The 12,570-nt window shown below is 43.3% G+C and carries 9 protein-coding genes; 2 read left to right on the top strand and 7 right to left on the bottom strand.

Translation table 11 applies throughout. The features are described from left to right. Positions 1-5 precede the first annotated feature (5 nt). From L0G63_RS11890 to L0G63_RS11880, 3 genes are all read right to left on the bottom strand, one after another. On the bottom strand, positions 6-452 hold the full coding sequence (locus L0G63_RS11890) for a PhzF family phenazine biosynthesis protein (protein ID WP_301450851.1): 447 nt from the start codon (positions 450-452) through the stop codon (positions 6-8). 196 nt (positions 453-648) lie between these two features. Next, on the bottom strand, positions 649-1,923 hold the full coding sequence (locus L0G63_RS11885; protein ID WP_301450850.1) for a saccharopine dehydrogenase family protein: 1,275 nt from the start codon (positions 1,921-1,923) through the stop codon (positions 649-651). Between the two features lie 305 nt (positions 1,924-2,228). Further along, positions 2,229-3,470: a carboxynorspermidine decarboxylase gene (locus tag L0G63_RS11880; protein WP_301450849.1), complete on the bottom strand. Its 1,242-nt coding sequence runs from the start codon at positions 3,468-3,470 to the stop codon at positions 2,229-2,231. 99 nt (positions 3,471-3,569) lie between these two features. Here L0G63_RS11880 and L0G63_RS11875 point away from each other — a divergent pair, with 99 nt between their 5' ends. Beyond that, positions 3,570-4,235, top strand: a complete 666-nt coding sequence (locus tag L0G63_RS11875) for a DUF924 family protein (protein WP_301450848.1) — start codon at positions 3,570-3,572, stop codon at positions 4,233-4,235. Positions 4,236-4,355: 120 nt separating this feature from the next. On the opposite strand, the gene L0G63_RS11870 is transcribed toward L0G63_RS11875, so the two are convergent. From L0G63_RS11870 to lpxB, 3 genes are all read right to left on the bottom strand, one after another. Beyond that, positions 4,356-5,627: a CAP domain-containing protein gene (locus tag L0G63_RS11870; protein ID WP_301450847.1), complete on the bottom strand. Its 1,272-nt coding sequence runs from the start codon at positions 5,625-5,627 to the stop codon at positions 4,356-4,358. A gap of 200 nt (positions 5,628-5,827) precedes the next feature. Continuing rightward, positions 5,828-6,706, bottom strand: coding sequence for a ribonuclease HII (locus L0G63_RS11865; RefSeq protein WP_301450846.1), 879 nt, complete (start codon positions 6,704-6,706; stop codon positions 5,828-5,830). Between the two features lie 22 nt (positions 6,707-6,728). Further along, entirely contained in the window at positions 6,729-8,045 is a 1,317-nt protein-coding gene (gene lpxB, locus L0G63_RS11860; protein WP_301450845.1) for a lipid-A-disaccharide synthase, read from the bottom strand. 452 nt (positions 8,046-8,497) lie between these two features. Here lpxB and L0G63_RS11855 point away from each other — a divergent pair, with 452 nt between their 5' ends. Further along, positions 8,498-9,580, top strand: a complete 1,083-nt coding sequence (locus L0G63_RS11855) for a 3-deoxy-7-phosphoheptulonate synthase (protein ID WP_301450844.1) — start codon at positions 8,498-8,500, stop codon at positions 9,578-9,580. Positions 9,581-9,809: 229 nt separating this feature from the next. On the opposite strand, the gene pepN is transcribed toward L0G63_RS11855, so the two are convergent. Further along, complete coding sequence (gene pepN, locus L0G63_RS11850; protein ID WP_301450843.1) at positions 9,810-12,452, bottom strand: aminopeptidase N; 2,643 nt, start codon at positions 12,450-12,452, stop codon at positions 9,810-9,812. Positions 12,453-12,570: the final 118 nt, after the last annotated feature.

Raw genomic sequence — 12,570 nt, 5'->3', positions numbered from 1 at the left:
AATATCTATTTAGCAGCGACGATTATCCATTTACGGTAATTGTCAACACACCCTAATAAACTATCAGGAATTTCATCAATTTTTTCAGGCATTCTATTGGGAAAATCCATTTGCATTTTGCCAGAATCTGTTTTTGCGACTGTCAAAATACCAACTGCTTTGGCTGAGAAGTTAATAACCTTTACATTCGGGTTTTTCTTAAATAGCACGTAAGCAGAAGCTAAGGTCGCATGACCACAGAAGTCAATTTCAGTTAACGGTGAAAACCAGCGAATATGATAAACACCGTTATCATCAACAACAATAAAAGCGGTCTCAGACAAATTATTTTCAAGCGCAATAGACTGCATCAAAGCATCATCTAACCATGTATCTGTCACAATAACCGCAGCGGAATTGCCTTTAAACAAAGTGTCAGTGAAGGCGTCTATAATATTTATTTCTAGTTGCATGGAATGTTCTCATTTTGATTATACTTGCCGCGCTTTTATCACTGTTATTGAGTAAAAGCAGAAAATAGAAACTAATGGTAGCAAGAACGTAATAGCGCTGCTAGCCTCTATTTTTTGTAGACTTATTCTAGGACGAGACACAGACACAAAAAAGCCTATCTATAAAAGACAGGCTTTTCTAAATTACGCTTGCTAATTAAATATCAAACTCAAGCGCTCTATCACCTTCGCTATCTTTGATACGCGTTGGCAGACCAATCTTATTCAATAGATTAATAAATGGCTTAGCATCTAGCTCTTCGACATTGACCATCTTGCCTGCGTCCCATTCGCCAGTCGCGACTAGTATTGCAGCAGCAACAGGTGGCACGCCTGCAGTATACGAGATACCTTGGCTACCCACTTCGTTATAAGCCTCTTTATGATCTGAGACATTATAGATAAACACTTCCGTCTCAACGCCATTGATTTTGCCTTTAACTTTATCACCAATGCAGGTCTTGCCTGTATAGTTCGGTGCCAGCGAGCTTGGATCTGGTAGTACTGCCTTCACGACTTTTAGCGGCACCACTTCTTGGCCTTCAGCCGTCATCACTGGCTGCTCAGACAGTAGTCCTAAGCTCTGTAGCACGGTGAATACATTGATATAATGCTCACCAAAGCCCATCCAAAAACGAATGTTTGGTACATCTAGATTGGCTGACAATGAATGCACTTCATCATGACCACTCAGATAGCTGTTCTGCACACCCACAACTGGCAAGTCATCCGTACGTTTAACTTCAAACATTTTATTAGACTGCCACTTGCTGTCTTGCCAAGAGTACACCGTCCCTGTAAACTCACGGAAGTTGATCTCTGGGTCAAAGTTAGTCGCAAAGTATTTGCCATGACTGCCCGCATTGATATCAATGATGTCAATATCAGTCACAGATCCTGCATCCATCATGTCATAGCCCAGACGCGCATAGGCGTTGACCATACCAGGATCAAACCCTGCGCCCAAAATGGCAGTAACGTTGTTGTCTGCACAGCGCTGTTTACGTTGCCACTCGTAGTTGTTGTACCACGGCGGCGTCTCACAAATCTTACGCGGATCTTCATGAATTGCCGTATCTATATATGCCGTGCCTGTCTCAATGCAGGCTTCTAATACGGTCATATTGATAAATGCCGAGCCAACATTAATCAGTATCTGTATTTTTGTGTCTTGTATCAGCTGCACGAGTGCTTGGCTGTCCATGGCATCGACCTGATGTGTATGCAAGACTGCAGCCTGCTTAAAGCTGTCTTTTTCTTTTACGCTCTGCGCGATAGCATCGCATTTGTCTTTGGTACGTGAGGCGATATGGATCTCGCCAAGCACATCATTATGCATCGCACACTTATGCGCGACCACTTGAGCGACACCACCTGCTCCGATGATAAGTACGTCTTTTTTGTTAGATTTGGCTGGTTGGTTTGTGTTCAATGAACAATCCTCCTTTGTGTCCCTGTCGATACCATTGATTGTGGCTATGCAAAACAGAAACGAGTGAATGATATGCGTGAATTAAAAAGGAAGACCGAGGAAAACCCACGCACCCGTTGGGCAGATAATACTCCATTATTTGCCCGACGCGATTATAACAATTTTTATTCCCTTATCGGTAAAAAATATGTATAAAAAGTAGAGATATTAAAATGCATACTAATACAGGTTAAGACTTTGTTTTTTAAACATTAAAATAAAAAAACCGACAATAAAATAGTCTTAGAAACTAAGGCTACTAAGGCTTAAGATAGGCTGGCTTTATATTCCTCATAGTCGAACTCACGCTGGATATCAGTACTGCCATCCAAACGGCGGATCACTATCGCTGGCATATTAACCCCATTAAACCAGTTTTTCTTGACCATCGTATAGCCTGCGGCATTACCAAAGGCAATCTGATCGCCTACTTGTAAATGACTCGGTAGTGCATATTCACCAAAGATATCCCCTGCCAAGCAAGAACGACCATAAATAATGGTATGGTCTGCCGACTCTGCATTGGCTTCAGACGGCGCAGCTTCTGCTGGATTACCAGTAGGTATAATATTGGCAGCAGTATTATTGATCGCAGCAATCGGTGCGGACTCACGGTAAATCAGCAAGTCGAGCATATGTGCTTCGATAGAAGCATCAACAACGGCGAGATTTTTTTGATTGTGCATAGTGTCTAACACTGTCGTGACTAACGTGCCCGCGCCATGGATACTTGCTTCGCCTGGTTCTAAATAAACTTGCACGCCATAGGTCTCACTAAATACTTTCAATCTGTCAGCCAGCTTTTCTAGTGGATAGTCAGGCGCGATAAAATGAATGCCGCCGCCCAAGCTGACCCACTCAAGCTGCGCTAAGATATCGCCAAATCTGGCTTCGATATCAGCCAAGCTTTCACTAAAGGCTTCAAAACTGTCATTTTCACAATTGTTATGAATCATGACGCCAGTGATATCGCCAAGTACCGCTGCGATTTTATCTTTATCGTGCTCGCCAAGACGGCTAAATGGACGCGCAGGATCAGCGATCAAAAACGATGAGTTGCTGGTCTTTGGATTGAGTCGTAGACCTACAGGTATATTTTGTGCGGCGGCTTGCGCTTTAAAAGCGTTGAGCTGTGAGATTGAGTTAAAGATGATTTTATCTGCATAGTTCAGTACTTCAGGGATTTCATCTGCACTATAAGCGACGCTATAAGCATGTGTTTCTTTTTTATCATTGCTATTAGCATCAGCGTTATTACCAAAGGTCTCATAGCCCAATCTCACTTCGTTAAGTGAAGACGAAGTCGTGCCATGCAGATAAGGCTGCATCACATCAAACACGCCCCATGTGGCGAAGCATTTTAGTGCCAATAATGCTTTTGCACCAGACAGCTCACATAGCCTAGCAATGATTTTCATATTGGCAACGATGGCCGCTTCATCAAGCACATAGTAAGGCGTTGGTGGCAATGTCGCGTTGATAGAATTCTCTAGATTTTTTGTATTCATAATAGATTACCTAATAGACACTCTGCTGTTGGTATCTTGACAGACAGATATAAATATTTGCGCTATAGTAGACTAAATTCATCATAATTAGAATATCTTATGGCACTCTCAACCGATTATTCCACCTCAGCCAGTCGATCCCACTCATCACAATTGGATCCGAAAAATATAGATTTGACTTATCTAGATCCTGATGCGCGTGCCGTGTTGGATTTTTGGTTTGATAAAAACAATGAAGCCTACTGGTTTGAACAAAACGATCGTTTTGATAAGCAAATACAAGATAAGTTTGGTGACCTTTGGCATGCAGCAAAGCAAGGCGAATGTGTCAGTTGGCGTATCGCAGAGTCTTCATTGGATGGTAATAGTTCCATCACATCGCTAGCAGGACGATTGGCAGAAATCATTGTCTTAGATCAGTTTTCACGCAATTTATGTCGCGGACAAGCAAGCGCATTTGCGCAAGACGGTATGGCATTAGCACTCGCCCAAGAAGCCATTCAACAACCTTATTTTGATACGCTACCGATGCAATGGCGTAGATTTATGATTATCCCATTTATGCACTCTGAATCTGCCTTAATTCATGAGCGCTATTTGCCATTATTTAGACAGTTGGATGATGCCACCACGCTAGATTTCGAATATCGTCATAAAGAGATTATTGATCAGTTTGGGCGTTACCCACATCGTAATGAGGTGCTAGGGCGCAAATCAACTGAGGATGAAAAAGCCTTTTTACAAGAGTCGAACTCTTCATTTTAAAGTAGGTTTTATCCAGTCTGCTTGCTTTGTCACATTGTTATAGTTGCTTCATATAAAACAAGGGCTGAACCTGTTATCTGGTTCAGCCCTTTTGCTTGTACGATTGATTAAACGGTTTAACTAATAATTTACTTTACCCGTCGTAAAAGTAAATGCTTTGCTTTCTAAGTTTTTATTATCCACTAGAATATCAAAGCTTACTTGATATTTGGTATTACCATAAAGCCCGCACTGCTGGCTTTGATTTGCCGCGCGCTCCACTTCACAGCTCTTTAGTGCATCTGTTAATGGCAAAATAAATGCCTCATTCGCTGGTAATGCGTAGTTGGTGTTCACATACGGATCGTTATCAAAATCAATCAGCTGAATCGGTACGTTCATATTTCGCTGAGTATCGCGGAACTTGATGTTGCTGACTTTGATCTTGCTTGCTGATGGCATACTAATATAAACTGGCTGACCGATCGGATTGGTACGCAAATCGCGACCTGTGCCTTTAACAGGGCTTGGACTCTCATTGTATAGTGCGGTCACTGTCCCAGTCACGCCTTCACAAGGATAGGTAAAAACACCTGACACGGTCGTGTCTCTGGTTGCTTGTGTCGCTGAGGCATGACTAACCAACACATACCCTTGGTTAGTGGTAACACTTTTATTATGCGGTTTATAATTCACCATTCCTGTACCGATTAAGCTTGAAGACGGTAACATCAACGAGCGAAGATGATAAGGTGCTGCCAACAATGACTTTGCCATGGATACTGCCACCACATCCGCTTTCAAAAAACTTCCTGCTGAATTGAAGTAGACAGATTGAGCAATATTTTCTGTGGCACCATATTGTGCGTTGCGATATGTTGCATTCAATAAACGATCTGAGAAATCCAAACCACCAAAGTATGGGTTGTTAGGGCCGGTTACACTGGCAATATCACTGACCTCTTTTTCGATATGGGCGTTAAAGCTGGTTGGGGTGCTGTTAGCAAAGACGTATTTGATATAGTTTGCGTGCTTGATCGCAACATCATCAAGCGCGGTGTCAACAGATAAGCCACTTAAACCACAGCTGGTTCTTGCCAAACTAAACTGATTATTAGCACTTAAGGCAGCTTGCGGATTGTTCTCAGTAGCTACGGTGTTGTCATTGGCGGGCGTATCATCGGTTGAGGTCTCGTCATCTTTATCAATCACCGTCGTTACTGGTGGCGACATTATTGGGTCTGAAGTGACCGGTTCTGAAATAGCGTCTTTTGATGGCTCATTCGGTGAATCATTAGAAGGCGAATTGCTATTAGAGTCGCCACCGCCACCGCCACCGCCACCGCAGGCTGTCAAAAATACCGTTAAAAAAAGCACTGCAGCAAGGTTCTTTTGTGGGGTATTAGCTATCATCTCTTATCCTATAAAATAGTCATTTATATACAGCTCATAGTAAGAATAAAAAACCCAAAATCAAAGCTTAGTTATTGATTTAACAGTATTTTATACCAACGAGAATATACTGTATTACATTTTGTAAAATTTTGCTCTTTACTTTTTTGAAAATTTGCTGCTTTGTTAAACTCGGTAGTTTTTTTGCGATCTATTATTATCTAAGATCTGCGTTCTAATGCCTTTATCACTGGGGCAAAACTGCGTCTATGTGCGGATAAAACGCCATGTCTTTCAAGGGCCTCCATATGTGCGCGAGTTGGGTAGCCTTTGTGTTTGGCGATACCGTATTCTGGATGCTGCTTATCAAGGGCATACATGGTCTCATCACGGCTCACCTTTGCTAATATACTCGCAGCGGCAATGCTGGTATGGCGTGCATCACCCTTCACCCATGCTTGGCAATCAACAGAAGATGGCGATATGCCCAATTCGTGAAATGTAGTATGGCTCAAATCAGGACAGCGATTACCATCAAACAATACTTCAATTTGTAATTGCTTAAGCAATGTATTCTCATTGTTTTTAGTCACTAAGCATGTAAGAGCGGCATCTAGCAGCACCTCCGTACACAAGCGCATACCAAGCATCGTTGCTTGTAAAATATTGACTTGATCGATGACAGCTGCGGGTACATTGGCGATGACATAACCGAGGGCATGCGCCTTTACCAGTGGATAAAGGATATCGCGCTTTTTTTCGCTCAGCTTTTTGGAGTCTGTCAGTATCGATAATGGCGTCTCTTTGAGTGGTTGCTCCTCGATCAGTCCTGACCAATCTGAGGGCAATATTGCGGCGGCCACATTAACACTACCCAGTAATGGTCCACGCCCTGCTTCATCAACGCCAATTTTTAATATTGACTGCGCAAAGCTTTGCGCTTCATCGCGATCATATTGTTCAAATAGCTTGGAGATATTTAACTGTCCATATAAACGTATCGGCGCGGCTAATTGAATATACTGTCCTTTGATATCGATATGCTCAATACTGATCTCAATTGGCTGGGATGGATTTTCTGTATGGTGTTGAATCGGCATAATATAAAAAAGTCTTTTTCATTTAGAGAGGATGATTGGTGTTACTGCTCTGGATAAAATATTGGTCAATCACACTATTTGCTGGTTCATGATTGCTTTGCTGCTGCAATGTGTGCTTTGTCGCGAGCAGATCTTTTAGTTGTTCAGCATAAGCACGTGGCTGCAATAAACGCATCACTGTACGGCAAATATTATCCCCGCTTGCCTGCTCTTGAATAAGCTCAGGCACAATCGGCGCATTTGCCAATATATTAGGCAATGCAACATAAGGCACTTTTACCAGACGCTTGGCAATCTGATAGGTGATCTGATTCAATTGATATATCACGACCATTGGCCGCTCAAGTAGCATCGCCTCCAGCGTTGCTGTTCCTGAGGCTAGCATGACAATATCTGACGCCGCCATGGCACGTTGACTAAACTCTGGCTGCGTATCATCATAGACAACCGCGATCGCTGCACGCAGCTGCTCTGAGCATTGATCAATGACCTCTTGCACAATATATTGATGGTTTTGATCGACGGTTGGGATGATAAAGCACAGCTTTGGGTCTAATAGGATAAGCTTTTGGATGCCATCGAGCATCAACGGCAAAATAGCAGTAATCTCACCGCGCCGAGAGCCTGGCATCACGCAAATCAGATGACTGACATCATCAAACCGTTCAATAAAAAACTGCTGTAGTCCATCATTGTGCCAGACCAGCTCGCTACGGCGCTGATTGATGGGCGTGTCTATCAGTGCTTGATCAATAGTGCGTAACAATGGATGACCTACACAGATCGCCGGATGATTGTGCCGCTCATAAACTGGCAATTCAAATGGGAATAAGCACAATACCAGATGAGTCGCCGCTTTAATGTTATGGATACGCGACTCACGCCATGCCCAAATAGAAGGGCTGACATACTGCACGCAAAAGATGCCTTTTGGCTTTAGTTTCTTGGCGACCCGTAGATTAAAGTCAGGCGCGTCGATACCGACAAACCAATCGATACCAGCTACCTCAAAGGCGCTCAGCAGCTCGTGGCGTGCTTTAAGTAAGTCTGGTAGCTGTGACATCACTTCAACCAGTCCCATCACAGCCAAGCGCTCTAACGGAAAAATACTCTGTAGCCCTTGCGCTTGCATTTTTGTACCGCCCACACCTACCCAGACAATATCATCACGCAGATTGTTCATTTGCCGCATAAAGTCTGCACCCAAACTATCCCCCGACACCTCACCTGCAACAATCGCGATGACCAACGGTGCAGTCGGTATTGTGGACATCTGAGAATCCGTCTCTATTGGGCTGATTACATCAGTATTGTGATGAGACGTAGCAGAAACTGTCATGACAAGCTCTCAATATTAGAAATATACAAATAAAAACCACTGTTATAAAATATAGCACAGTCAATCAGGAATATAGCGTGACAATCCATGCAGATTATCCGTCAATATTTTTGATATATCTTTTAGCGCCTAATTATCGAGGCTGCTATCATACGTGAGGATAATTAAAATAGCGAAACTCACAGCCACATTTGTCAATAAAATCGGTGCATTTGGCTCTCAACATTCATTACTCGTTATTAATAGCATCAATCGTTATTAATAGATAGAAAAACGAAATACCATACGTGCATTTGCGACTTCAAATACCTCACTAAGTGTCTGCAATTATAACTAAGTTTTAGTTTCCTCATTCCAGTTATCAGTCAATTAACTACCCGACTACCCTTGTCAACCAACACTTTTGTCCGCATAATGAATATTCCTATAAATCAGCTAGACGATATATAACCATGACAACATCAGTTACCCATAATGCAGACATTGACGACGTGAATATTGAAAAATTTATTCCTTTGATTACTCCCGCTGAGCTAAAAGCTGAGCTACCTCTGTCAGATGAAGCGTATAAAACCGTTCTAAACGGTCGCCAAACGATTCAGAATATCTTGGACGGTAAAGACAAGCGTCTGTTTGTGGTCATCGGACCTTGCTCTATCCACGATATTAAAGCGGCCCATGAGTATGCCGATCGCTTAGCCGTATTGGCAAAAGAGATCGAAGACAGCGTATTTGTCGTCATGCGTGTTTATTTTGAAAAACCTCGTACCACGGTCGGTTGGAAGGGTATGATTAATGACCCTGACATGAATGACAGCTTTGATATCGAAAAGGGCTTGCGTACTGCTCGCAAGTTATTGCTTGATTTGAATGAAAAAGGTTTGCCTTGTGCGACTGAAGCCCTTGATCCAAATACGCCGCAGTACATGCAGGATTTGATCAGCTGGTCAGCGATTGGCGCCCGTACTACCGAGAGCCAAACACACCGTGAAATGAGCTCAGGCTTATCTTGCCCAGTTGGCTTCAAAAACGGTACTGACGGCGGTATGACGGTTGCTGTCAATGCGATGCAGGCGGTTAAAGAAGGTCATAGTTTCTTAGGTTTATCCTCAGATGGCAAAGTCTCTATCATCAAATCAAAAGGCAATCCTTACGCGCACGTGGTACTCCGCGGTGGTAATGGCAAGCCTAATTATGATGAAACGGCAGTTGCTCAAGTTGAGAACGAACTGGCAAAAGGTAAAACCAATAGCAAAATCATGATTGACTCAAGCCATGCCAACTCAGGTAAAGATCCTTACTTGCAGCCGATGGTCATCCAAAACGTGGCTGAGCAAATTCAAAATGGTAATAAATCAATCATCGGCATGATGATTGAGAGTCACCTAAAAGGCGGCAATCAAAAACTAACCGCTGATTTAAGTCAGCTTGAGTACGGTAAATCTATCACTGATGGCTGCTTAGATTGGGACAGCACCGTCACAGCATTGCGCGGCTTGCGTGATATGGTAAAAGATGTGCTACCAAACCGCTAATAGCCATTAACGATAGTATATCGTCAAGCAAAAACTAGAAAGCCCTTTTCGTACTGATACGAAAGGGGCTTTTTATTGGGAGAATTTTAAGAAAAACATTTTCTTGAGCAGCTTAATTCTTAATGACAATTAATGCTATACGCTCAATTAAATAAAGCCAACTCTAGTTTGAGGTTGGCTTTATTTTAAAGTTAATACTACAGCTAAATTATTTCCTAGCTATTATCAATCAGCTATTTGCAGCACCTAATACACTCTCTAAGCTTTCAAGCACATGCTTGGATGCAACGTTCTTGCGTAAGTCTGTTAGCTGCTCATGCGCCATTTGACGACGTGGTTCAGCCAACGTATTCCAGCGTGCCAGCACTTGCAATAAGCGTGAAGCCAATACAGGGTTGGCATCATCGAGTTTTTTGATCACGTCTGTATACATCTTCAGACCCTCTGCTGTCCATAGTACCGTTGGTTGTGAGCTAAAGGCGCTGATAACTGAACGGACACGGTTAGGGGTATTCCAATCAAAATCGGTATGAGCAAGTAACGACTTGATCACATCAGGTGTCACATCATCAGCCGCAGCCTGCACGCTGAACCACAGATCAATCACCAAATCATTTGCTTGGAAACGCTTATAGAAATCGGTCAAATAATCATTGGCTTTTGGCAGCTGATGATTGACCATTGCTTTTAATGCACCAAAGCGCTCCGTCATACAGCTGGCATGATCATACTGCTGCTGTGCCCAGTCCGCTGCATCATCTAGATTAGCTGTCAATGCCATATCGAGCACCACATTACGCAAAGCGCGGTCACCTCGTGCCTCAGCGCTGTCTTCATAAGATTGCATTGGCAGATTATGATATAACGTAGCCCATTGATCTTTTAATTTATCTGCTACTTGCTGATATAGCCCATCGCGCTGCTCTTTCACTAGTATCGGATCGTAGTCTTTAGAAACAGCAGAAGCCAGCTCTTGCGCTGATGGGATATCAAGTAACCGTGCAGCAAGCATCGCATCCTCAGCCGCTAGAACTGGTAAAGTTTGTGATAGCGCCTCTAGGTACACCTCAGGGCTGCTTTTTTTGCCTTGTGCTTGTAATAAGATACGGTTGACCAGCATCTGAGTCACTTGCCAGCGATTAAACCCATTGGTTTCATACTTGAGCAAAAAGGCCAAGTCTGCATCTTGGTAATCATAATTGAGCTGTACGGGCGCACTAAAATCACGCAGCAATGACACGACTGGCTCGCTTGCGACATTTTCAAACACAAAGGTTTGCGTTGCTTGATCGAGTAGTAGCATACGCTCAGCGACGATATCTCCAGTGTCTTTATCAAACAATGCGGTCGCAACGGGTATCGGTAATGATTTTGGTGCATCAAAGCCTTTCACATGACGTGTTTGCTGATTCAAGGTAATCGTTAATGTCTGCGCTGCACTATCATAAGTTTGAGAGCCCGATACTACTGGCGTCCCTGGTTGGCGATACCAGTCGATAAAGTCCTCGATTTTGTCATCAGTGATGCTAAGGGCTGATAAAAAGTCTTCTACCGTGACCGCTTGTCCATCATAACGACGGAAATACTCGTCCGTGCCCTTGCGGAAATCATCTGGCCCTAATGTGTTGGCAATCATACGTACGATTTCAGCGCCTTTCTCATAGACGGTCGTCGTATAAAAGTTATTAATCTCAACAAAGCTCTCTGGACGTACTGGATGTGCTAATGGGCCTGCATCCTCTGCAAATTGATGTGCACGCAAGGTCGCCACATCATCAATACGCTGTACCGCACTTGATTGCTGATCTGCTGAAAACGACTGATCACGGTAAACCGTAAAACCTTCTTTCAAACACAGCTGAAACCAATCACGGCACGTGATACGGTTACCCGTCCAGTTGTGAAAATATTCGTGAGCAATAATGGCTTTTACGCTAAAACTGCGCGCATCAGTAGTGGTCTCAGGGCTAGATAACACACAAGCGGTGTTAAAGATATTAAGACCCTTATTCTCCATTGCGCCCATATTGAACTGACTGACTGCCACAATCATATAGCGATCTAAATCATAGGCTCGGCCGTAATTGACCTCATCCCATCTCATGGCGTCTTTTAAGGCTTGCATACCAACATCACATTTATCGATATCGGCAGATTTTGCATACACCTCAAGCAAGACCTCTCGTCCTTCACTCGTCGTATAAGAGTCTGTCAACACATCCAAATCAGCAATAACACAGGCAAATAAATAGCTGGGCTTGTTGGTTGGATCCTGCCAAATCGCATAATGACGCTCTGGCGCATCAGCCACGTCACCTGCTTCAACTAAATTACCGTTAGCCAATAACGTCGGATAGCGCTTATCCGCTTCGAGTCGAGTGGTAAATATCGCGAGTACATCAGGGCGATCAGGATAAAAAGTAATCTTACGGAAACCCTCGGGCTCGCACTGAGTCACAAACATGGTATCGTCACCACTACCTGCCATGTATAGACCTTCTAGCGCGGTGTTAGTTTGCGGGCAGATACGTACTTGAATGTCTAAAGTGACTTGCTCAGGCGCATTGTGAATCGTCAGCTTGCCATCTTCTTGCTGGTAGTGCTCAGATGTTAACGCTTTATCATTCATGATAATAGACAGCAGCTCTAACGATTCGCCAAATAAGACAAGCGCTCCTGCTGTTTGGCGTACCATCTCAAGCGTACTATTTACCTGAGCATAATCTTCAAACAGCTTGATATCCAAATGAACCGTTTCAACATCAAAACTTGGCTTCTGATAATCTTTTAAATTAATTTTGCTTGGTGCCTGTGGTGGCACATCTGGCATTTCAGGATTGATGATCTGAGCATCAGTTTCAGCAGTAGACATAGGTGTTCCTATTATTATTGATGATATGTATTGGTGAGATAATGGCTATTTTTTATTACTGGCATTAGGGCGTGTTGAACATTCGCAAATAGGCACTGCTGATCGCTAAAATTGTTCC

It is taken from the genome of Psychrobacter sp., assembly GCF_030454045.1.
Taxonomy (GTDB): domain Bacteria; phylum Pseudomonadota; class Gammaproteobacteria; order Pseudomonadales; family Moraxellaceae; genus Psychrobacter.
This window is presented reverse-complemented; position numbering and strand designations above follow the sequence as displayed.

Excerpts from the sequence above, each read along its gene's own strand:
- L0G63_RS11890 (WP_301450851.1), bottom strand. The coding sequence starts at position 452 with ATGCAACTAGAAATAAATATTATAGACGCCTTCACTGACACTTTGTTT.
- L0G63_RS11880 (WP_301450849.1), bottom strand. The coding sequence starts at position 3,470 with ATGAATACAAAAAATCTAGAGAATTCTATCAACGCGACATTGCCACCA.
- L0G63_RS11875 (WP_301450848.1), top strand. The coding sequence starts at position 3,570 with ATGGCACTCTCAACCGATTATTCCACCTCAGCCAGTCGATCCCACTCA.
- L0G63_RS11870 (WP_301450847.1), bottom strand. The coding sequence starts at position 5,627 with ATGATAGCTAATACCCCACAAAAGAACCTTGCTGCAGTGCTTTTTTTA.
- L0G63_RS11865 (WP_301450846.1), bottom strand. The coding sequence starts at position 6,706 with ATGCCGATTCAACACCATACAGAAAATCCATCCCAGCCAATTGAGATC.
- lpxB (WP_301450845.1), bottom strand. The coding sequence starts at position 8,045 with ATGACAGTTTCTGCTACGTCTCATCACAATACTGATGTAATCAGCCCA.
- L0G63_RS11855 (WP_301450844.1), top strand. The coding sequence starts at position 8,498 with ATGACAACATCAGTTACCCATAATGCAGACATTGACGACGTGAATATT.
- pepN (WP_301450843.1), bottom strand. The coding sequence starts at position 12,452 with ATGTCTACTGCTGAAACTGATGCTCAGATCATCAATCCTGAAATGCCA.